The organism is Streptomyces sp. NBC_00354, from assembly GCF_036106915.1.
Lineage (GTDB): Bacteria > Actinomycetota > Actinomycetes > Streptomycetales > Streptomycetaceae > Streptomyces.
Genome location: NZ_CP107983.1, coordinates 6730913 through 6750955, shown reverse-complemented (window position 1 = coordinate 6750955; position 20043 = coordinate 6730913). Strand labels below are relative to the sequence as shown.

General features: G+C 71.5%; 22 protein-coding genes. 7 read left to right on the top strand and 15 right to left on the bottom strand.

Going from position 1 to position 20043, the window contains the following annotated elements:
* Position 1: 1 nt before the first annotated feature.
* From OHT74_RS31020 to OHT74_RS30985, 8 genes are read right to left on the bottom strand one after another with little or no spacing between them, the layout of a single operon-like run.
* Positions 2-448, bottom strand: coding sequence for a VOC family protein (locus OHT74_RS31020; RefSeq protein WP_266668940.1), 447 nt, complete (start codon positions 446-448; stop codon positions 2-4).
* Positions 448-1059, bottom strand: coding sequence for a DJ-1/PfpI family protein (locus OHT74_RS31015; RefSeq protein WP_328621982.1), 612 nt, complete (start codon positions 1057-1059; stop codon positions 448-450). The genes OHT74_RS31020 and OHT74_RS31015 overlap by 1 nt, the downstream gene beginning before the upstream one ends.
* Entirely contained in the window at positions 1052-2665 is a 1614-nt protein-coding gene (locus OHT74_RS31010; protein ID WP_328621981.1) for a GMC family oxidoreductase, read from the bottom strand. Before OHT74_RS31010 ends, OHT74_RS31015 begins: the two co-directional genes overlap by 8 nt.
* 13 nt (positions 2666-2678) lie before the next feature.
* Positions 2679-3059, bottom strand: a complete 381-nt coding sequence (locus OHT74_RS31005; RefSeq protein WP_266668937.1) for a nuclear transport factor 2 family protein — start codon at positions 3057-3059, stop codon at positions 2679-2681.
* 13 nt (positions 3060-3072) lie between these two features.
* Positions 3073-3528 (bottom strand): nuclear transport factor 2 family protein, encoded by a 456-nt coding sequence (locus OHT74_RS31000; protein WP_266668936.1) that lies wholly within the window; start codon positions 3526-3528, stop codon positions 3073-3075.
* Positions 3529-3557: 29 nt separating this feature from the next.
* Positions 3558-3989, bottom strand: a complete 432-nt coding sequence (locus OHT74_RS30995) for a nuclear transport factor 2 family protein (protein ID WP_328621980.1) — start codon at positions 3987-3989, stop codon at positions 3558-3560.
* Between the two features lie 53 nt (positions 3990-4042).
* Positions 4043-5686: a thiamine pyrophosphate-binding protein gene (locus OHT74_RS30990; protein ID WP_328621979.1), complete on the bottom strand. Its 1644-nt coding sequence runs from the start codon at positions 5684-5686 to the stop codon at positions 4043-4045.
* A gap of 59 nt (positions 5687-5745) precedes the next feature.
* The gene (locus tag OHT74_RS30985) at positions 5746-6570 is read right to left on the bottom strand and encodes a type 1 glutamine amidotransferase domain-containing protein (protein WP_267000521.1); all 825 of its coding nucleotides are present in this window, start codon (positions 6568-6570) and stop codon (positions 5746-5748) included.
* 267 nt (positions 6571-6837) lie between these two features.
* Here OHT74_RS30985 and OHT74_RS30980 point away from each other — a divergent pair, with 267 nt between their 5' ends.
* From OHT74_RS30980 to OHT74_RS30960, 5 genes are all read left to right on the top strand, one after another.
* Entirely contained in the window at positions 6838-7110 is a 273-nt protein-coding gene (locus OHT74_RS30980; RefSeq protein ID WP_266631123.1) for a UBP-type zinc finger domain-containing protein, read from the top strand.
* Positions 7107-8828 (top strand): FAD-dependent oxidoreductase, encoded by a 1722-nt coding sequence (locus tag OHT74_RS30975; protein WP_266668932.1) that lies wholly within the window; start codon positions 7107-7109, stop codon positions 8826-8828. The genes OHT74_RS30980 and OHT74_RS30975 overlap by 4 nt, the downstream gene beginning before the upstream one ends.
* 68 nt (positions 8829-8896) lie before the next feature.
* Positions 8897-9424: a hypothetical protein gene (locus OHT74_RS30970; protein ID WP_266668931.1), complete on the top strand. Its 528-nt coding sequence runs from the start codon at positions 8897-8899 to the stop codon at positions 9422-9424.
* A gap of 83 nt (positions 9425-9507) precedes the next feature.
* Positions 9508-9843, top strand: a complete 336-nt coding sequence (locus OHT74_RS30965) for a putative quinol monooxygenase (RefSeq protein WP_030871660.1) — start codon at positions 9508-9510, stop codon at positions 9841-9843.
* On the top strand, positions 9840-10319 hold the full coding sequence (locus OHT74_RS30960; RefSeq protein ID WP_328621978.1) for a group II truncated hemoglobin: 480 nt from the start codon (positions 9840-9842) through the stop codon (positions 10317-10319). Before OHT74_RS30965 ends, OHT74_RS30960 begins: the two co-directional genes overlap by 4 nt.
* Positions 10320-10371: 52 nt before the next feature.
* On the opposite strand, the gene OHT74_RS30955 is transcribed toward OHT74_RS30960, so the two are convergent.
* From OHT74_RS30955 to rpe, 5 genes are all read right to left on the bottom strand, one after another.
* Positions 10372-10746 (bottom strand): barstar family protein, encoded by a 375-nt coding sequence (locus OHT74_RS30955; RefSeq protein ID WP_328621977.1) that lies wholly within the window; start codon positions 10744-10746, stop codon positions 10372-10374.
* Positions 10743-11189: a ribonuclease domain-containing protein gene (locus tag OHT74_RS30950; protein ID WP_328621976.1), complete on the bottom strand. Its 447-nt coding sequence runs from the start codon at positions 11187-11189 to the stop codon at positions 10743-10745. The genes OHT74_RS30955 and OHT74_RS30950 overlap by 4 nt, the downstream gene beginning before the upstream one ends.
* Before the next feature lie 70 nt (positions 11190-11259).
* Complete coding sequence (locus tag OHT74_RS30945; RefSeq protein ID WP_053788968.1) at positions 11260-11481, bottom strand: CarD family transcriptional regulator; 222 nt, start codon at positions 11479-11481, stop codon at positions 11260-11262.
* 115 nt (positions 11482-11596) lie between these two features.
* Entirely contained in the window at positions 11597-12610 is a 1014-nt protein-coding gene (locus OHT74_RS30940; RefSeq protein WP_443047738.1) for a sugar-binding transcriptional regulator, read from the bottom strand.
* A 124-nt stretch (positions 12611-12734) separates the two neighbouring features.
* On the bottom strand, positions 12735-13421 hold the full coding sequence (gene rpe / locus OHT74_RS30935; protein ID WP_266668927.1) for a ribulose-phosphate 3-epimerase: 687 nt from the start codon (positions 13419-13421) through the stop codon (positions 12735-12737).
* 133 nt (positions 13422-13554) lie between these two features.
* Here rpe and OHT74_RS30930 point away from each other — a divergent pair, with 133 nt between their 5' ends.
* Entirely contained in the window at positions 13555-14802 is a 1248-nt protein-coding gene (locus OHT74_RS30930; RefSeq protein WP_328621975.1) for an MFS transporter, read from the top strand.
* A gap of 1704 nt (positions 14803-16506) precedes the next feature.
* On the opposite strand, the gene OHT74_RS30925 is transcribed toward OHT74_RS30930, so the two are convergent.
* Positions 16507-17967, bottom strand: a complete 1461-nt coding sequence (locus tag OHT74_RS30925) for an RsmB/NOP family class I SAM-dependent RNA methyltransferase (RefSeq protein ID WP_266668925.1) — start codon at positions 17965-17967, stop codon at positions 16507-16509.
* A 134-nt stretch (positions 17968-18101) separates the two neighbouring features.
* The gene (fmt, locus tag OHT74_RS30920; RefSeq protein ID WP_266631102.1) at positions 18102-19046 is read right to left on the bottom strand and encodes a methionyl-tRNA formyltransferase; all 945 of its coding nucleotides are present in this window, start codon (positions 19044-19046) and stop codon (positions 18102-18104) included.
* 297 nt (positions 19047-19343) lie between these two features.
* Here fmt and OHT74_RS30915 point away from each other — a divergent pair, with 297 nt between their 5' ends.
* Positions 19344-19862 carry a hypothetical protein gene (locus OHT74_RS30915; RefSeq protein WP_328621974.1) on the top strand — a complete coding sequence of 173 codons (519 nt, stop codon included), beginning with the start codon at positions 19344-19346 and terminating at the stop codon, positions 19860-19862.
* Positions 19863-20043 lie beyond the last annotated feature (181 nt).

Sequence of the window (20043 nt, the reverse complement as noted above, 5' to 3'; positions counted from 1 at the left end):
GTCATGCACCGTCCTTGTCGTGTGAGCGGTCGTCCTCGAATCCCTGGCTGACCTCGACGATCACCCCGTCGGGATCGCGGACCCACACGGTCCGCCAGCCGCAGATGAAGTCGTCGAAGTCCAGCGGGCCCAGGGTCACTTCGGCAGCGTCGCCCAGCTCGGCCAGGAACGCGTCCACGCTGTCGGTCTGAAATGCCAGGTGGCGCATCCGGCCCGGGGCCTGCGGACCGTCTTCGTTGGCCTGGCGGGCCGGTTCGGTGCCAGCCGCGAAGAGCTCCAGGTACGCGTCCCCCTTGCGCAGGAACACGATCCGGGCCTCCCCGAGATCGACCACCCTGGCCCGGGTGAAGCCGAAGTACCGGGTGTAGAACTCCTCGGTGGTCTTCTGGTCCGTGCAGTTCAGGCCCACGTGCGACCAGACCATCACGCGCTCCCCGGCGCCGGGCATCAGGCGGTCCCCCGGCCCCGCCCCGCCGCGATCAGCTCGATGATCCGGCGGGCGAAGAGGTGGTGGTGGCCGCCGGTGCGGCCGGTGACCAGGTCACCGTCGACCACCACGTCCTCGTTGACGTACTCGGCGCCCATGTTCCGGACGTCGCCGATGAGGTTGTTGTGGCAGACCACCTTGCGGCCCTGGATCTTGCCCGGGATCGAGGCGGCCAGCCACATGCCGTGGCAGATGATCCCCTTGAGGACCGTCGGCTCCTCGAAGGCCCGGCGCAGCAGCTCGGTCGCCGGCGCGAGGACGTCGACGTCCTCGGTGTAGCGCAGCCGGTCGGCCACCATGCCCGAGGGCACGATGATCGCCGCGTACCGGCGCAGGTCCTCGTCGCTCAGCCCCTCCAGGGACTTGTCGGCGGTGAACGGCGCCCGGTACTCGTGCCCGGAGAAGGTGATGGAGTCGTTGCCCCACAGCCGGGTCAGGAAGTCGACCTCGGCGCCCTCCTCGGCGAACCGGTGCTGGTAGTAGAAGATCTCCGGCTCGTAGAAGTCGCTCTCGACCAGGACCGCGATCCGGGTCCCGCTCAGCGCACCCTCGCGCAGTACGGCGTCAGGCACGGGACACCCCCTTCAGGAAGTCCGCCGCGCGCTCGGCGATCATCGCGATGGCGGTGTGGCAGTTGCCCGACGGCACCGCGGGCATCACGCTCGCGTCGACGACGCGCAGGTTGCGTACGCCGTGGACCCGCAGCTCGGGGTCGACGACCGAGAGGTCGTCGATGCCCATGCGGCAGGAGCCGGCCTGGTGGTGGTAGCTCTCCGACTTCTGCTTCGCGAAGGTCCGCAGGTCCTCGTCGGTGCCGTAGCCCGGACCGGGCTGGAGCTCCTGCTTGTACCAGGGCGAGAAGGCCGAGGTCGCGAAGATCTCCCGGGCCAGCTTGATGCCCTGCACCATCCGCTCGAGGTCCCACCGGTCGCCCAGGTAGTTCGGGTTGATCAGCGGGTGGGCCAGCGGATCGGCGCTCGCGAGCCTGATCCAGCCGCGCGAGACGGGCCGTACGACACCGGGCAGGATGCTCACCGTATTGGGGTGGTCCTTGCCGACGATCACGTCGAACGGCACGTGGACGAAGGCGATCTGCAGGTCGGGCGCGGGCAGACCGGGCTGGGACGAGAGGAACAGAGCGCTCTCCGACAGGTTCTGCGCCGGCGGCGGGAGTTCCTGGGTGACCTCGGCCATCAGCCCGGTCAGGACGTGGTTGTGGAAGTTCTCGCCGACCCCGGGCAGGGCCGCCGTCACCGCGATGCCGTGCTCGCCCAGCTGCTCGGGGTTTCCGATGCCGGAGAGCAGCAGCAGCTTCGGGGACTCGATCGCCCCGGCCGCCACGATCACCTCCCGGCGGGCCCGTACGGAGTGCAGCCCGGGCTCCGCGGTGGCGCTGTGGCCGTCGCGGACGGTCCGGCCGGGGAACCCGGCGGGCGGTGCGAGCTGCATGTACTCGACGCCCGTGCAGGTGTCGCCGTCGAAGAGCAGCCGCGTGCTCTGGGCGCTGGTGCGCAGCGTCAGGTTGGCCCGCTCCAGTGCCGGCTCCAGATAGGCGGCGAGGGTGCCCTGGCGGCGCCCGTCGGCCACGTCGATGTGGTGCCAGCCGGTGCCGAAGAGGCCGCGGCGGGGTCCGTCGGTGTTGAAGTCGGCGATCTCCTGGTGGCCGAGTTCGACGGCCGCGTCGATGAACGCGCGGGAGACCGGGTTGGGGCCGTGCTGCCCGGCGTTGGTGATGCGCTGCGGGCCGCGGGTGCCGGTGGTGGGCGCGGTGGCGTCCTCCTGGCCCTCCAGGAGGGCGAAGTACGGCAGGACGTCCTCGTAACCCCAGCCGGCGGCGCCCTGGTAGGCCCAGTTGTCGAAGTCCGAGGCGTGGCCCCGGATGTGCATCATGATGTACAGGTTGCTGCTGCCGCCGGGGGCCTTGCCGCGCGGTTCGTACGTACGGCGGCCGTCGAGCCCGGGCTGCGGGACGCTGGTGTAGCCCCAGTCGACGGGCCCGCCGAGCAGTTTGTACCAGGAGGACGGGTCGTCCACCTCGGGCGGGATGCGGTTGCCGCCCGCCTCCAGGACCAGGACGGAGACGTCCGGGTCTTCGGAGAGCCGGTTTGCGAGGACGCTGCCCGCGGTACCGGATCCCACGATGACGTAGTCGTACTCTTCTCTCTCGGCGATCGCCACGAGTCGGCCTCCCTCAGCCCTGGCTCAGCACCTGGAAGGGGACGGTGTCGTGGTAGTTCGCCATGTAGGCGATCTTTCCGTCCACGATCCGGAAGAAGTTCATGACCTCGGCCTCGATCGCCTCGCCGGAGGCGCTGACGGCGCTGAGGTGGGAGACGGCCGCGGCCTTCTCCCCGTCGACGAGGAAGTGCACGGGCTTGTTCTGGAAGACGCGGTACATCGTCCCCATGCCCTTCATCATCGAGCGCAGGACCTCCAGGCCCTCGATGTGTCCGGCGAGCTGCTCGTCCATGACCTGGTCGTCGGCGAACAGGTCGCACCAGCGGTCCCAGTCCCCGGCGTTGGCGTACTCGTAGTACTTCTCAAGGATCTGTCGTGCGTCCACAGCGCTCATCGCGCTCCTCCCCCTATCGGTCCCGGCGGGTTCCGTCGGGCGCGAACGGCGCCCAGAACTGGCTGAAGGCGGTCGCCGAGTCCCCGAAGAGCCCGTCGCGGCCCTCGACGATCCGGCCGTCCTGCCACCGCATGAAGTGGAAGACCGGGTAGTCCATGCGCTCGTACGGGGACCGGCTCCCCTGGTCCGCGCCGTCGCGCAGGGCGACGTTGCGGCAGACGTCGGCGCTGCAGTCCTCGCCGACGAGGACGGACTGGATGTCCATGCGGAAGGTGCCGCCCGTGAGCTTGTGGGTCTGCCCCATCAGCTCCAGGAAGGCGTCCAGGCTCTCGTACCAGCCGGCCAGCGGGTGGTTGCCCGGCACCAGCCAGCGCAGGTCCTCGGAGTAGTACTCGAGGATGCGGGCGCGGTCGCCGGAACCGAGGGCGGCGTACGCCGCCTCGACCCGCTCCCGTGTCACTTCGGTCATCGTCGCTTCTCCTTCGCCGGCGCCCGTGCTCAGAGCGAGCCGGAACCGGGCATCGGGGCCAGGTCGTTGACGGTGTACTGCTTGATCAGCGGTCCGTCGGGACCGGCCACGACCGTCCAGGTCTGGTCGGCGTCGAAGCCGAGCCACTGGCTGCGGGCGCCCGGCGGATCCCAGATCTTGGCCTGCCAGTTGACGAGGACCCGGACGATCGCCCGGTCGCCCTCGATGACGGGCTCCACCTTGGTGACGGTGTGGACCTCGTCGAAGAAGCGGTTCGTGACCGCCGCGTACCAGCGGCCGAAGCCCTGGTGTCCGAGGAAGGTGTCCTCGGGGACCTTGAACTCCAGGTCCTCGGTGATGAGGGGGAGCACCTGGTCCAACGGAAGGTGCTGGTCCAGGGCCACGTACCAGTTCTCCGCGAAGGTGCGGATCGCTTCCTCGGTCAGCCGCTCGGCGGGCATGCGGTCTCCTCCTGTCCGTGGTGGTGTGCTGTGCGGTCGGTCGCAGCGGTGCGTCAGATCTGTACGTCGACGAGGAACGGACCGGGGTGGTCGAGCATCCGGGCCACGGCGGCGACCGCCTCGTCCGGCTTCTCCACCCGCATCCCCTCTGCGCCGAGCGCCCGTGCCAGCCCGGCGAAGTCGATCTCGGGGTGGGAGAGGTCGAAGGAGCCCGGGAAGCCGTGCTCCGGGATGTCCCGCTCCCGCCAGTACTGGGCGATGTTGTCGTCGAGCAGCCGGTACTTGCGGTTGTTGCAGACCACGAACTTGGCGTCGATGCCGTGCCGGACCGCGGTCCACAGCGCCTGGTACGTGTACATCGACCCGCCGTCGCCCGCGAATCCGACGACGAGGCGGTCCGGACGGGCCAGCTTGGCCCCGACCGCGCCCGGGAAGCCCACGCCGAGCGAACCGCCCCGGGTGAGGTGGTAGTCGCCCGGCCGCTCCGGAGGCAGGTACCGGGTGACCAGCGGGGAGGTGGTCAGCGCCTCGTCGAAGACGATCAGGTCCCCGCCGGTGCGCTCGGCCAGGGTCCGCAGGAAGACGGCCATCGGCGTGCCGTCCTGCTCGTTCTCCCCTCCCCCGGCCGACAGCGCCCGCTCGCGGGTACGGGCGTCGAGCCGGGCGGCCGCGGCCGCCCGCCGCTGCGGGGTCAGCAGGTGTTCGAGTACGCCGGCCAGCGCGCGCAGCGCCTGCTTGGGATCGGCGGCGAGGCCCAGGTCCACCGGGTGGTTCTTGGCGATCTCGTACGCGTTCAGGTCGATGTGGACGACCTTCGCGCCGGCCCGGAAGGGGCTCTCCAGCTCGGGGAACACCTCCGGGAAGACGTAGGTGCCGACGATCAGCACACCGTCCGCGCCGGCGACGAGCTCCTTGCTGTGCGGGCCGAACATGTGGCCCGTCTGGCCGCGGCGCAGCGGGTGCGAGGCCGCGATGTTCACCTCGGACGAGTCCACCTCGTACACGTCGGCGCCCAGCAGCTCGGCGACGGCGACCAGTTCGCGCTGGGCCCCCGAGAGCGAGACCCCGTCGCCGACGAGGACCACGGGCCGCTCCGCGGAGGCGAGCAGCTCGGCCGCCCGCCCCACCGAGGCGGGCGAGGGAGCCACGTCCGTGAGGGGCACCGCGGCGGGCAGGACGGGCTCGGAGTTCAGCTCGTCCAGCACGTCCATCGGCAGCGCCACGAACACCGGGCCGCGCGGCGGGGTCAGGGCGATCTTGACCGCCCGGCGGATGGTGCGCAGTACGGAGTGCCGGTCGGTGACCCGGGTCGCGTACTTCGTCACCGGCTTCGCCATCGCCACCAGGTCGGACGCCATCTGCGCGTCCATGGCGTCGTAGCGGACCCCGGCGTCGCCGGCGACCACGACGAGCGGGGTGTGGCCGCGCAGCGACTGGTAGAGCATCCCGATGCCGTTGCCCAGCCCCACTCCGGAGTGCAGCTGGAGCAGGGCCGCGCCGCCGGTGGCCCGGGCGTAGCCGTCCGCGATGCTGGCGGCCACGGTCTCCTGGAGGGCGAGGACGTAGTGGAAGTCCTCCGCCGCGTCCACCGCGTCGAGGAATCCCTGTTCCACCGTCCCCGGATTTCCGAACATCACATTCAGGCCGTCTGCCTTGAACTGCTCGATCAGCCTTTCCCGTCCGGGAGTGGCTTCCATGAATTCCCCCTCATTCTCACGGTTTCCGGATCATGGGTTTCCGGTGGCGGATTTCCGGATCACCACCCGTAGCGGGTGAGACCCTCCTCCAGGACTTCCACGATCTTCTGCCCCGTGAGATACGAGTCGGGGGTGGAGCGGCCGGTCACGAACGGGTAGTCGACAATCACCGAGAGCGGGTGGCCGAAGTTCCCGTGGTAGGCCCCGCGCGGGCCGGTCGCGTCGCGCAGGATGTACTCCAGCGGGTACGGCGGCGGGCCCATGTTGAAGTCGGTACCGAGGAATCCGGTGCCGTCCTTGTAGTCGTACTCCTTGCAGTGGCCGGTGACGTGCTTGCCCCAGATGATGCTCTTGCGGTCGCCCCAGTCCCGGGCGAAGGCCAGGCAGGCCACGCCGTAGCACTCGGCCGCCACGACCTTGCCGGCCTTCTTGAAGGCCAGGATCAGGGCGTGCACGCGCTCGTTGTTGGCGAGGTCGACGATGGGCCCGCTGCCGCCGACGATGAGGACCGCGTCGTAGCCGGCGATGTCGGCCTCGAGCTTGTCCAGATCGCGGTGGTACTGCTCGAGCTTGGGCAGGTAGCCCTCGGCACTCGTGTACGGCCGCTCGGGGACCCACGCCTCGATGTCGAGCGGCGAGTCCAGCCGGCTCGACTGCTCGAACTCCCGGCCCAGCCGGGCGTTCTCCTCGGTGGTGACCGAGCGTCCCAGCGGAGGATCGATGAAGTTCGCATCGAGGCTCGGCGGAAGAGCGTGCGCACGCTTTCCGGTCGGCGTGGCGAATACGACTTCGTAGCCTCGCTCATCGAACTTCGATACGGGGCCTATCAGTTCTTCGGCCCAGTAACCGTGTTCGGAGACAATGACCAGAATCTTTCTGCTCACGGATTCCTCCAGGCGCCGCCTGTTGTCGTTGGCGTGACCCACACTGCTTGCGCCCGGGGCTTGCGTCAAAGCGCCCGTATGCGACTTCGTGAGGTAGGAAGGCAGGTCGCACGGGCACCTCAGGTAGTCGCTTCCGGAGGTCATGAAGTAGCCGCGGGACTTCCTGACTTCGGCCGAAACGGTGAACCATTACGGGGGCACCGCCCTATGGTCTGGACGCGCCGTGAATCAAGGGTGCGCGAAGGACCGAGGAGAGGGACGGGGACGATGACGACGGACCTGTTGTGCACACACATCGATCAGATACGTCCGGTGAAGCCGGGCACCGAGGGCTGCGAGGAGTGCCTCGCCCTCGGCGACACCTGGGTGCACCTGAGGATGTGCCTCAGCTGCGGGCACGTCGGATGCTGCGACTCCTCCAAGAACCGCCACGCCACCAAGCACTACCGCACCAGCGAGCACCCCATCGCCGCGTCGCACGAGCCCGGTGAGACCTGGGCCTGGTGCTACGCCGACAAGCTGATGCTGGACGCGGCGTGAGCGCGGCCCCGGAGAGCGCCACCGCCCCCGCCACGGCGGCCGCGGCCGAGCGCGCCGAGAGCAAGAAGCCCGTCATCCTGGCCGTGGACGACGATCCGCAGGTGCTGCGGGCCGTACGCCGCGACCTGCGCAGCGCCTACGGCGACCGCTACCGGGTGCTCGGCGCCTCCTCGGCCGCCGACGCCCTCAAGATCCTGGACTCCCTCGACGAGCGCGGCCACGACCCGGCGCTGTTCCTCGTGGACCAGCGGATGCCCGACGTGACCGGCGTCGAGTTCCTCCTCGAGGCCGTCAGCCGCTTCCCGGACGCCCGCCGGGTGCTGCTCACGGCGTACGCGGAGACGGACGCGGCGATCACCGCCATCAACCGGGTCCGGCTGGACTACTACCTGCTCAAGCCGTGGGACCCGCCGCACGAACGGCTCTTCCCGGTCCTGGACGACCTGCTCTCCGACTGGCTGGCCACCTACCGCCCCGCGTACGACGGGATCATCGTCGCCGGCCACCTCGTCTCCCCCGGCACCCACGCCGTCCGGGACTTCTTCACCCGCAACGGCCAGCCGTTCCGCTTCCTCAACGTCGAGCGCGACCCCGAGGCCCTGACCCTGATCGCCGCCCAGCCCGACGCGGCGCTGCCTCTGGTCCGCTTCCCGGACGGGGCGGTGCTCTCCGCGCCGTCCGACACCGAGCTCGCCCGGCGGCTGGGGCTGGCCACCACCGCCTCGCGCCCGCACTACGAGTGCGTCATCGTCGGCGCGGGGCCCGCGGGTCTCGCGGCCGGTGTGTACGCGGCCTCGGAGGGCCTCTCGACGCTGATGCTGGACTCCCGCGCCCCCGGCGGCCAGGCCGGCACCTCCAGCCTGATCGAGAACTACCTCGGCTTCCCCTCGGGCCTCTCCGGCGGCGACCTGACCCGCCGCGCCACCATCCAGGCCTCCCGCTTCGGCGCCGAGATCCTGCACCCGGTGGAGGTGGTCTCGCTGACCCGGGACGACCCGGCGAAGATCCTGACCCTGGCCGACGGCACGGAGATCAGCGCCGAGACGGTGCTGCTGGCCACCGGGGTCTCGTACAACCGCCTCGAGGCCCCCGGCGCGGACCGCTTCGAGGGCGCCGGGCTCTACTACGGCGCGGCCACCACCGAGAGCTCGGCGTGCATCTCCCAGCACGTGTTCATCGTGGGCGGCGCGAACTCGGCAGGCCAGGCGGCGGTGCACTTCGCCAAGTACGCGGCCAGGGTGACCATCCTGGTCCGCGCCGAGTCCCTGGACGCGAGCATGTCCCGCTACCTGATCGACGAGATCGACCGCACGCCGAACATCGAGGTCAAGGTCCGTACGACGGTGGTCCGGCTGGACGGGGACGAGCATCTGGAGATGCTGACCCTCCACGACTCGACGACGGGTGAGGACACGGCCGTCCCGGCCCGCTTCATGTTCACGTTCATCGGCGCCCGCCCGCACACCGACTGGCTGTCGGGCGTGGTCGAACGCGACGAGTACGGCTTCGTGCTCACCGGGTCCGACCTGATCGCGAACGGCGGGGAACTCCCGGCGGAGTGGAGCCTGGAGCGCGCCCCGTACCCGCTCGAGACCAGCGTCCCGGGCGTCTTCGCGGCCGGCGACGTCCGGGCCCACTCGGTCAAGCGCGTGGCGTCGGGCGTGGGCGAGGGCGCGATGGCGGTCTCGCTGATCCACCGCTACCGGTCGATGGGCTGAGAGCGCTGGGCTGAGAGCGAACGCGAATCACTTGCGATCAAGCGACCGCCGGATGCAACGTTGATTACATGATTACATCCGAGCAGAGCGAGCAGCTTCGCAAGTGGTTCGCGGACCGCCTTCCGGTGGACGTGTACGAGTCCCTGGTCGACGTGGCGGTCGACCGCGAGGAGATCACGGTCGTCGGAGCCATCCCGGCGACCGAGTCGGTCAAGGAGTTCCGCGAGCGCACCCGCGAGCAGCGCATCGAGGTCGCACGGGAAGCGGAGGAGCTCTACCGCCGCAAGGTCGCCTGGGCCGTCCAGGCCGGCGACGACCGTGTCCTGTTCACGCACCTGGCGGTCCCGGTGATGACGCGCCTGCGCCAGCCGGAGCGCCAGGTCCTCGACACCCTGGTCGCGGGCGGCGTCGCCCGCAGCCGGGCCGACGCCCTCGCCTGGTGCGTCCGCCTCGTCGGCCGCAACACGGACGAGTGGCTGACCGAGCTCCGCGACTCGCTGGCCAAGGTCCAGCAGGTCCGCGCGGCCGGCCCCGACGTCTCGGACGCGTCCGAGGCCTCCGACACCACGGACTCCCAGAAGTCTGAGTCGGAATGACGAAAGTCCTCCCCACCCGGGCATGATCACGCAAGTCTGACAGCGAGCTGACCGGCACCCGATCACAGGGAGAGGCACGCCCCATGACCACCACCGTCGAATACATCCGCTACCGGATCGCATTGGACGACCAGCAGGCCTTCGAGGACTCGTACCGCCAGGCCGCTGAGGCCCTGGCCGCGTCACCCGAGTGCATCGACTACGAGCTGGCCCGCTGCGAGGAGGAGAACGACCGGGAGCGCTACATCCTCCGCATCCGCTGGACGTCGGTCGACGCCCACCTCAACGGATTCCGCAAGGGCGAGCACTTCCCGGCGTTCTTCAGCGCGATCCGCCCGTACGTCAAGGCCATCGAGGAGATGCAGCACTACCGCGTCACCGAGGTGGCCGGCCCCGGAAAGGCCGCACCCCAGTCATGAGCAGCACACCCGGCACCACTCCCACCATCTACGAGTGGATGGGCGGAGCGGAGGCGATGAACCGCCTCACGGACGCCTTCTACGCGCACGCCCTGCAGGACGAGATCCTGGCCCCGGTCTTCGCGGGCATGGACTCGGAGCACCCCCAGCACGTCGCCGTCTGGCTGTCGGAGGTCTTCGGCGGCCCGGCGCAGTACACGGCCCACCACGGCGGCCACCAGCACATGGCCACCAAGCACCTGGGCCGCGGCATCACCGAACAGCAGCGGCGCCGCTGGGTGGACCTGCTGATGGACACGGCCGACGAGGTCGGCCTCCCGACGGACCCCGAGTTCCGAGCGGTGTTCGCCTACTACATCGAATGGGGCACCCGCATGGCCCTGATCTACTCGGGCCCCAACCCCCCACCGGTGGACGCGGCGAAAATCCCGGTCTGGTCCTGGGGCCAGACACCCCCGTGGATCCCGAAGAGCTAGTCCCTGTGGGGGCGGAGGCAGAGCCTCCGCCCCCACAGCCATGTCCGGGTCCTCACCCGGCGGGCGGCGGCTCGGCCAGAAGTACGGCCAAGGCCCCTTCCCCGGTGTCCCGCCAGTACTCCACCGCCCCCTCCAGAACCTCCTGCAGCGTCTCCCAGTCTCCCGGCCGCGCCCCCGCGTACGAGGACCACGACGTCACCGCCACCAACCGCCCCGGCGCCTCCGGCAACCACGACAAGTCGATCAGCGCATCGGCCAGCGCATCCCAGTTCCCCCCGAACCACGCCGGCACGGCCAACGCCGCCCCCCACCGCCGCATCAGCTCGGCCTTGCCGCGTACGCCGGCCAGGTCCACCCGTAGGGTCGTCCAGCCCGCCTTCTCGGCGGCGGCGACCGCCGGGGCGAGCGGCTGCGGGTGCAAGGTCATCGCAGAACCGCCTTGAAGGTGTCGTAGTGGTCGTCCGTGTAGAAGAACTCCCCACCCTCACCGGTCACGATCCGCCGGGCCCCGCGGTCGCGCTCACCCGGTGTCTTCACCGTGAACTCGTGGTAGTAGCCGCGCTTCTGCTTCGGAAGGACCTTCTCGAAGTTCCCGAAGACGGTCCCGTCCTGCCGGTACGGATACGGCCCGCCCTTGTCGACCAGTACGAGCACGTCCCGCGCCTGCGAAGGCAGCGCATCGGCCCGTACGGTGGCCATCCCCCTGGCCCAAACGGGTGCGGAGGCATCAGCCTCTGAACTCACCCCGGCCGCGGCGGACGGCGCGGCCTTCTCCCCACCGCACCCCGCCGCGCCGACCAGCGCAACGCAAAGGAACACCGCACCCACGACACAACGCAGCAACGACCGGGGCACGTCCCTGAAGATCATGCACCGATCGTGCCAAATATCCGATTCGCTCGCGAATCTCGCGGTAACGGCATCCGCGACGGCGGCACCCTCAGAGCGCGGCCATCTTGGTGTAAGGACTCAGAATTCTCTTCTGGACCGACCCGAAGTCGACCAGGACAGCGATCCCCTCCTCGATACCGACGACACGGCCGAGGCCGTGCTCATCGTGAGAAACCCGGTCGCCGACGCTGAACTGCCGGAGCGGCGGTTCCACGGGGGCCTTGAACGGGCTGGACGGCAAATGGCGGCGAGGTACTGCTGACTTTGTCATTGAGACCAGTATGCGCCCCACAGGCCGCCGCACGGCCCGCTGTTCGGATCTCAATTGCGGCACCATCCGCCTCACGGCGTCCCAGGGCGCCCGCCGCGGGACCCGCCGCCCCGGATCAGTCGTCCGGGTCGGCCCGCTCCAGCGCCGGCCGCAGCCCCGGGGCCGACTCGGTGAGCAGGTAGTCCGCGACCGCCGTGTCCGTGACCAGGCTGGTCACCAGGCCGGAACGGAGCACCGCCCCGATCGCGGAGGCCTTGCGCAGCCCGCCCGCGATCGCCACGACCTCGGGGATCCGGCGCAGCCGGTCCGCCTCGACGGTGATGCACCGTTCGCCGAGGTCCCGGCCGACGCGCCGACCCTCGGAGTCGAACAGGTGGGCGGACATTTCGGCGGCGACACCCAGCGAGGCGTAGTGCGCCCGCTCCTCGTCCGTGAGCATGTCGTGGACCGTCGAGATCCCCGGCTCCCACGACCCGATCGACACCGCCGCCACGGTCACCTTGTCGAAGTACTCGAAGGCCCGGGCGATCCCCGTCTGGTTCCGCAGCGCGGCCGCGGTCGCCGGGTCCGGGAGCAGCATCGGCGCGTAGATCGGGTGCGCGTCGCCGCCCGAGACCTGGGCGGCCCTCCGTACGGCCTCCACGGACCCGCGCTCGGCCGTACCGGCGTCGTACACGCCCGTCAGCTGCACCACGGTGCACGGCGGGAGCCGGTGCAGGGAGGCGGCCATGTGGATGGTCGACCGCCCCCAGGCCAGGCCCAGCACGTCGCCCTCGTTGACCAGCTCGCCGAGCAGGTCGGCGGCGACCGCGCCCAGGTTCTCCGGATCCGGCGCATCCTCGGTCGCATCGGCCGGGGACTCGACCACCACCGCGTGGCGGAGCCCGTACCGGGACCGCAGCGCGTCGGACCGCTCCGCATCGAGCTCGGCGGGCACCCGGATCTCGATCCGTACGAGGTCGCGCTCGAGGGCGGTCTCCAGGACCCGGGCCACCTTGAAGCGGCTCACGCCGAACTCCTCGGCGATCTGGATCTTGGACTTGCCCTCCAGGTAGAAGCGGCGGGCCATGGCCGCCGCCTGCACCAGCTCCGCGGGTCCCATCCGCAGGGCTGACCGTCCCGCCGACATTGCAGACACCGCGTTCTCCTCACTGCTGTTCACACTCTCGACTCGCCGTTCATCCTGTCAGATCCGGCGGCCGTTGATCAGCCTGGACAGCTTCCGTTCACCGAGCTGTTCACCAACCCTTGTTTCAGTGGTCGCAGGCCCAGGGCGCCGCGGCGATCGCGACGTCCGCCTGCTCCCGCAGGGTACGTACGGCGGAGGCGGGGTCGACGGCCCCGTAGACCGCGCTTCCCGCGACGAACACGTCGGCGCCGGCCTCGGCACACCGTTCGATCGTCGAGGCCGAGACCCCGCCGTCGACCTGGAGCCACAGCTCCAGGCCGTGCTTGGCGATCAGCTCCCGGGTACGGCGGATCTTGGGGAGCATGATGTCGAGAAAGGGCTGGCCGCCGAAGCCCGGCTCGACCGTCATGATCAGCAGCATGTCGAGCTCGGGGAGGATGTCCTCGTACTGCTCGATCGGCGTGGCGGGCTTGAGCGCCATCGACGCCCGCGCCCCCTTGGCCCGGATCTCCCGCGCGAGCCGCACGGGAGCGGCGGCGGCCTCGGCATGGAAGGTGACCGATCCGGCTCCCGCCTCGACGTACTGCGGGGCCCAGCGGTCCGGGTCCGCGATCATGAGGTGCAGATCCAGCGGAATGTCCGTGGCGCGGCTCAGGGACTCCACGACGGGCATACCGAGGGTGAGGTTCGGGACGAAATGGTTGTCCATGACGTCGACATGCAGCCAGTCGGCCCCTTCGACGGCCTTCACCTCCTCGGCGAGGCGCGCGAAGTCGGCGGACAGGATGCTGGGATAAATCTGAGCGGCCATGCCCCAAGCCTGCCATGCCTGCGCGCACTTCCGGCCACGACCCCGGAACTCAAGACCGTCGTAGCGATGCTTAATGAATATCGGAGAACAATTAATTTGTCCTTAGAGATCGTCTTCCGGCACGGTTCTCCGCATGACACACGCCACCGAGACCGGGACCGGGTCCGGGACCACGGACCCTTCGCCTTGGCGCACCAAGGACTTCCGCACCCTCTTTTCCGCCACCACCCTCAGCCAGCTCGGCACCAACACCGGCCACGTGGCCGTCCCGCTGCTCGCCCTCACCGCCCTCGACGCGACCGCCGGCCAGGTCGGCGCCCTCGCCGCACTGTCCACCACCGCGTTCCTCCTCATCGGGCTGCCGGCCGGCGCCTGGGTGGACCGCCTGCGCACCCGCCGGGTCCTGATCGCCGCGGACCTCGCCCGTGCGGCCCTGTTCGCCTCGCTCCCCCTCGCCTGGTGGCTGGACGTACTCACGCTCGGGCAGCTGTACGCGGTCGTGCTGTTCGGCGGCTGCGCCACCGTCTTCTCGGAGGTCGGCGCGCAGAGCGTGCTGCCCCGGCTGATCGGCCGCGCGGGGCTGGTCCGGGCCAACGCGGCCATCGTCACCCTGATGGCCGTCGCCAACATCGCCGGCCGCGGCGCGGGCGGAGCCCTGGTCGCCGCCCTCTCGGCACCCCTCGCGCTGGCCTTCGCCTCGGCCGCGTACCTCGCCTCCGCGCTCCGCCTGACCCGCATAGACGCCGCCCCGGCCCCGCCGGCCGCGGACCGGACACCGCTGCGGGCCCAGATCCGGGAGGGGCTGCGGCACGTACTGGGCCACCCCGAGCTGCGCGCCCTGGCACTCAACGCCTCCCTCAGCAACCTGGGCGGCGCGGTCATCAACACCATGCTGCCGGTGCTCTTCGTACGGGAGCTCGGGCTGTCCCCGGCCGCCCTCGGCCTCTTCTGGGCCGCGGGCGGCATGGGCCTGCTCCTGGGCGCCCGGCTGGCCCGGCCCTTCGCGGCCCGCGTGGGCTACGGCCGCGCCCTGGTCCTGAGCCTGACCCCGGCGACCCTGCTGGTACCTCTGCTCGACCGCGGAGTCTGGCTCTGGGTGGCGGGGGCCGGGTGGCTGCTGGCCATGATTAAGATCGGCTCGAACAACGTCCTGGGCGTCAGCCTCCGCCAGCACCTGACCCCGCACGCCCTGCTGGGCCGCATGAACGCCACTTTCCGCTTCATGCTGACCGGCGCCCTGGCCCTGGGCGCAGCCCTGTCGGGCCTCCTGACGGACCTCACGACCCTCCACACCACCCTCTGGACGGGAGCCACGATCATGTCCCTGGCCTGGCTCCCGCTGTCCCTGTCGCCGGTCAGGGGGCGGGTGGAGGGGGTGTGAGGCGGGGGGTGTGAGGCAGGGGGGCGAGGGGGTGGCGGTGACCGGAGGTTCGGGGACGGACGGACGGGCGGGGCCGGACGGGCGGACGGGGCCGGACGGGCGGGAGCCACCGGGCCGGGGCCGGGTGGCCGGACGGGGCACGGACGGACGGGAGACACCGGGCCGGGCCCGGATGCCCGGACGGGGAACGGACGGACGGGAGACACCGGGCCGGGCCCGGATGCCCGGACGGGGAACGGACGGACGGGAGACACCGGGCCGGCGCCGGCCCACGCATCAGGAGCGGGGTTCGGCGGGGTCTGTCGACTCGGCGTCGGGAGGTCGGTCGGGGCATCGGGGGGGCCGCGCAGTCGGCGTCGGAGGGTGGATCGGGAGGGCGGGGGCGGGGTCCGTGTACTCGGGGGCGGGAGAGGTCGGTCCGGAGGCCGGGGGCGGGGTCCGTGTACTCCGCGTCGGTGGAGTGTCCGGGGGCGTCCCGTCAGTCCACTATCCTTCCGTGTCGTGCCGGTCCCTCAAGGGCGCTCCTCCTTCGTCGTCGCGTCGCTTCGCGATGGCCTACGGCCACCCTTGACCGACCGACCCGCCGCGGAAAGACAACAGACTGCCGGGAAGCCCCCGAAGGATGGCCGGGGGGTTCGGATTCCGATGAGGGCCCATCAGAGATGCCGAGCAGGGGCTCCTGCCCATCCGCACCCAGCCCACCAGGAGCACCGATCCGGGACGGTGATAGGCGCGCGGGGAGGCCACAGCCCCCTCAAGGGCCCAGATGAAGCCTTTCCGGGTCAGGGCGGGGTCAACCCGCACCAGACAGCGGCCAGATGCCCTTCCCGGTAGGCATGGGCCCGCGGACGCCCCAGATCGCTACGCGCTTCTCTCCGCTTGGCGGCCGACGGCCGTCTGGGGCCGGACATAGGCCGCCCAGACGCCCCCCATGGGCGGCCTTTCGGGCGTCTGCACGCCGTTTGGGGCGAAAAGAGGGCGAGAAGGAGCCTGATGCCGGATTTCTCAACCCCTCACTACGGCAGGCACCCATTCAGCTCCCAACTGGGCGCCAAAACGGGACAAACGACCCACAGTCGCATGCTTAGGCCAGCCTGCGCCGGTCGTGGGCGGCCTATGCCCAGCCAAAGACCGGCTGCGGACGCCAAGCAGGGAGGAGCGCGTAGCGATTCGATGCGTCCACCGCCCAACCGGCACCGCAGCGTCATCTCATCGCTGCCGGGTGCGGCTTGACCCTGCCCGGAACCGGAAAGGGCTTCCTATGGGCCCTTCAGGGGGCCCTCCCCTCCCCGCGGCCCAATCACCGCCCCGGCTCGGTGGTCCTGGAGGACGGACCCCGGATGGACAGGGGCCGCCGGGCGGCATCTCTGATGGGCCCTCATCGGAACATGAACCCCCCGGCCATCCTTCGGGGGCTTCCCGGCAGTCTTATGGCATTCCGGGGCGGGCCGGTCGGTCAAGGGTGGCCGAAGGCCATCGCGAAGCGACGCGACGAAAGAGCGCCCTTGAGGGACCGGCACGACACGGAAGGACAGTGGACTGACGGGACGCCCCCGGACACACACCGACACCGAGTCCACAGACCCCGCCCCCCGGCCTCCCGATCCACTCTCCGACGCCGCGCACACGGACCCCGCCAAACCCCGCCCCCGGTGCGTGAGCCGACACCGAGAAGGTGGCTCCCGCCCGTCGTCCCCCGCCCAGCTACCCCGTACGCCGGATCAGTGCCAGGTACATCGCGTCCGTCCCGTGCAGGTGCGGCCACAGCTGGACGTCCGGGCCGTCGCCGAGGGCCGGGACGCCCGCCATGTACGGCCTGGCGTCGATCAGTTCGGCATCCACCGGTGAGGCGCCCGCGCCGCGGCCGCGCAGGACGTCGTCCACGACCACCCGGGTCTCGGCCAGGTGCGGGGAGCAGGTCGCGTAGCCCACGATGCCGCCCACCCGGACGGCAGACAGTGCCTCCCGCAGCAGCGCGCGCTGCAGCGGGGCGAAGCCCTCCAGGTCCTCGGGGCGGCGGCGCCACCGCGCCTCCGGGCGGCGGCGCAGCGCGCCCAGACCGGAGCACGGCACGTCCATCAGGACCCGGTCGAAGGAGCCCGGCCGCCACGGCGGCCGGGTGCCGTCCGCCGCGATGACCTGGTACGGGCCGGGGTTGCCGGCCAGGGCGCGCTCCACGAGCCGGGCCCGGTGCGGCTGCTTCTCGGAGGCCAGCAGGAACGCCCCGCGCTGGGCCGCCAGGGCCGCCAGCAGGGCCGCCTTGCCGCCGGGGCCCGCGCAGCCGTCCAGCCAGCGCTCGTCGCTGCCCTCGAGCGGCGCGGCCGCGAGGGCCATCGCCACCAGCTGGCTGCCCTCGTCCTGGACGCCGGCGCGGCCCTCGCGGACCGCCTCCAGCGCTCCGGGCTCGCCGCCCTCGGCCATCCGGACGGCGTACGGCGACCAGCGCCCCGGCAGCGCCGAGTCCTCGCCGACTGCCTCCAGCAGCTCCTCGGGCGTGGACCGCCCGGGCCGCGCCACTAGCGTGACCTCGGGCCGCTCGTTGTCGGCCTCGAGCAGGTCCTCGATGCCGGCGCGGCCGCCGCCGAGCGCGTCCCACAGGGCGCTGACGACCCACCTCGGGTGCGAGTGGTACACCGCGAGGTGCTCCTCGGCGTCCTCCTCGTACGGCGGGGCCACCCGCTCGAGCCAGCCGTCCAGGTCGTGTGCGGCGATCTTGCGCAGCACGGCGTTCACGAACTTGGCGCGCCCGTCGCCGAGCACCACCCGGGCCAGCTCCACGCTGGCCGACACCGCCGCGTGCGTGGGGATCCGGGTCCCCAGCAGCTGGTGGGCGCCGAGCGAGAGCACGTCCAGCACCGGCGGGTCCACCTCCCGCAGCGGCCGGTCGATGCAGGCCTTGATGACCGCGTCGTAGGTGCCCTGCCGGCGCAGCGTCCCGTACACGAGCTCGGTGGCCAGCGCCGCGTCCCGGGCCTCGAAGCCCTCCGTCTGGCGGGCCTTGCGCAGCAGCGGGGGCAGGACGAGGTTCGCGTACGCGTCCCGCTCGTCCACCGCCCGGAGCGCCTCGAAGGCCAGCAGCCGGACGGGGTCCTTCTTGGGGCGGCGGTACGGCTTGGCCTGCCGCTTGCCTGCGTCGCTGCGCGGGGGACGGGACTGTTCGCTCACGTGAAAGGTGCTCCGGATTTACGGGGTGTACGAGGTGTACGGGGTGTACGGGGTGCTGCTGACGGCGGGCCGCTGCCCGCATGGGTAGCCGGTCCCGGACGGAGTGTCCGTCCCGAAGGGCGTGCCGGTACGGATCAGCCTACGTCCGCGGCGCCGACGCGCTCGCCGGGAGCGATCCGCACCCCGCGCGCCCAGTCGGCGCCGCGCATCGGCTTCTTGCCCTGGGGCTGTACCCAGAGCAGCTCCACGGCGTGCGAGCCGGTGCCGACGTACACGTTGTTCTTGGCCGGGGCGAGCTCGCCGGGCGCCAGATCCGTGCGGTCGGCGACCAGGCCGACGGAGATCAGCTTGAGCCGCTCCCCGCGGAAGACGGTCCAGGCACCGGGCGCGGGCGTGCAGCCGCGCACCATGCGGTCGGCGCGCATCGCCGGGGCCTTCCAGTCGATCCGGGCGTCCTCGACGGTGATCTTGGGAGCGAGCGAGACCCCGTCGGCGGGCTGCCCGACGGCGCGCAGGGTGCCGTCCTCGATGCCGTCCATGGTGGCGGCCAGCAGGCCGGAGCCGGCGAAGGCGAGGCGGGTCAGCAGGTCGCCGCTGGTGTCGGTGGGCCGGATCTCCTCGGTCAGGTGCCCGTAGACGGGTCCGGTGTCCAGGCCCTCCTCGATGAGGAAGGTGGAGGCGCCGGTGACCTGGTCCCCCGCCATGATCGAGTGCTGGACGGGGGCGGCCCCGCGCCAGGCCGGCAGCAGCGAGAAGTGCAGGTTGACCCAGCCGTGGCGGGGGATCTCAAGGGCGCTCTTGGGGATCAGCGCGCCGTACGCGACGACCGGGCAGCAGTCGGGGTCGATCTCGCGCAGCCGGGCCTGGAATTCCGGGTCCCGGGGCCGGACCGGCTTGAGGACCTCGATGCCGGCCTCCTCGGCGCGCTCGGCGACCGGGCTGGCGATGAGCCGGCGGCCGCGGCCGGCCGGTGCGTCGGGCCGGGTGACGACGGCGGCGACCTCGTGGCGCCCGGAGGCGATCAGGGCGTCCAGGGCGGGCACGGCGACCTCGGGGGTGCCTGCGAAGACGAGCTTCACTGGGGTCCTACCTCGCTATCTCGGCTGTCAGCAGCGCACCAGTCTATGTTCCCGGCGCTGTTGGGGATGCCCGGCCCGATCGGCAGGCGCCCCCGGGGCGACGTTCGGGGTCCTGGACGCCTCGTCAGGGGGCGTGGGCACACACGCGCGCCTCTCGCATATGCCGACACGCCCCCGGTGCGTGACTTCCGTGCCGTATGACGCGTTGGTCAAGAGAGATTGACCGAAACCGGGCCGCGATGAGAACGGTGTCTGCGGCCCGATCCGCTCTTCAGCACCGGTTCGAGAGGCTTCTTCATGGCCGACCACGCCACCCACGACGCCCAAGCACGGGCCAGCCTGCATCTCCTGGTGCGGGACATCGAGCGGGTTCGCCGGCAGGTGGATGCTCTGCGTACGCTCACCGCCCAGCTCGGCAATGTGTACCGCCCGCGCCGCTCCGGTCCCTCCACGGGCTTCGTCGTCTATGGCCGGGCCCCCGCGCCCACCGTCCGTCTCGCGCAGGAGCTGCGGGACAGCGTCGAGACGCTGGTGACCGCAGCGGTGGACTTCGACCGCTCGCTCGGCTTCTCGTGGGACGCGGTGGGTTCCGCGCTCGGCGTCACCAAGCAGGCCGTGCACCGGCGGTACGGGGCCCGGCGGGCCCAGGCCGCGGAGTCCGCGGAGCCGCTGGCCGAGAGCACGGCCACCCGGACCCTGGGGCCGCTGCCCACCGTCCCGGCGGCCCGCTCGGTCCCGCCGCAGCCGGTGCGCGAGGAGACCCAGCCCGCGGCCGCCGCCCGCTCCGCGGCCTTCCCGGGACCCCGCAGCGGCTGAGCCGGCAGGGCTGCACCGCCACGGCTGCACCCCGCCGGCCGCCGGGACGCCGACCTCCGACGGCCGGCCTGACGCCGTACCCGCATCCCGCCCCCGGCGGGACGACCCCCAGGGTCGCTCCCGCCGGGGGCGTTCGGCTGCCCCCGACCAGGGCGCCCAGGGAGTGTCGGCACCGCGGGCC

Bases quoted from the DNA above. Each gene is read 5' to 3' on its own strand.
- OHT74_RS30980 (WP_266631123.1), top strand. From the start codon at position 6,838: ATGACGACGGACCTGTTGTGCACACACATCGATCAGATACGTCCGGTG.
- OHT74_RS31000 (WP_266668936.1), bottom strand. From the start codon at position 3,528: ATGACCGAAGTGACACGGGAGCGGGTCGAGGCGGCGTACGCCGCCCTC.
- OHT74_RS30960 (WP_328621978.1), top strand. From the start codon at position 9,840: ATGAGCAGCACACCCGGCACCACTCCCACCATCTACGAGTGGATGGGC.
- OHT74_RS30995 (WP_328621980.1), bottom strand. From the start codon at position 3,989: ATGCCCGCCGAGCGGCTGACCGAGGAAGCGATCCGCACCTTCGCGGAG.
- OHT74_RS30940 (WP_443047738.1), bottom strand. From the start codon at position 12,610: ATGTCGGCGGGACGGTCAGCCCTGCGGATGGGACCCGCGGAGCTGGTG.
- OHT74_RS30945 (WP_053788968.1), bottom strand. From the start codon at position 11,481: ATGACAAAGTCAGCAGTACCTCGCCGCCATTTGCCGTCCAGCCCGTTC.
- OHT74_RS30915 (WP_328621974.1), top strand. From the start codon at position 19,344: ATGGCCGACCACGCCACCCACGACGCCCAAGCACGGGCCAGCCTGCAT.
- OHT74_RS30990 (WP_328621979.1), bottom strand. From the start codon at position 5,686: ATGGAAGCCACTCCCGGACGGGAAAGGCTGATCGAGCAGTTCAAGGCA.
- OHT74_RS31005 (WP_266668937.1), bottom strand. From the start codon at position 3,059: ATGAGCGCTGTGGACGCACGACAGATCCTTGAGAAGTACTACGAGTAC.
- OHT74_RS30970 (WP_266668931.1), top strand. From the start codon at position 8,897: ATGATTACATCCGAGCAGAGCGAGCAGCTTCGCAAGTGGTTCGCGGAC.
- OHT74_RS31020 (WP_266668940.1), bottom strand. From the start codon at position 448: ATGCCCGGCGCCGGGGAGCGCGTGATGGTCTGGTCGCACGTGGGCCTG.
- OHT74_RS30930 (WP_328621975.1), top strand. From the start codon at position 13,555: ATGACACACGCCACCGAGACCGGGACCGGGTCCGGGACCACGGACCCT.
- OHT74_RS30955 (WP_328621977.1), bottom strand. From the start codon at position 10,746: ATGACCTTGCACCCGCAGCCGCTCGCCCCGGCGGTCGCCGCCGCCGAG.
- OHT74_RS30950 (WP_328621976.1), bottom strand. From the start codon at position 11,189: ATGATCTTCAGGGACGTGCCCCGGTCGTTGCTGCGTTGTGTCGTGGGT.
- OHT74_RS30965 (WP_030871660.1), top strand. From the start codon at position 9,508: ATGACCACCACCGTCGAATACATCCGCTACCGGATCGCATTGGACGAC.
- rpe (WP_266668927.1), bottom strand. From the start codon at position 13,421: ATGGCCGCTCAGATTTATCCCAGCATCCTGTCCGCCGACTTCGCGCGC.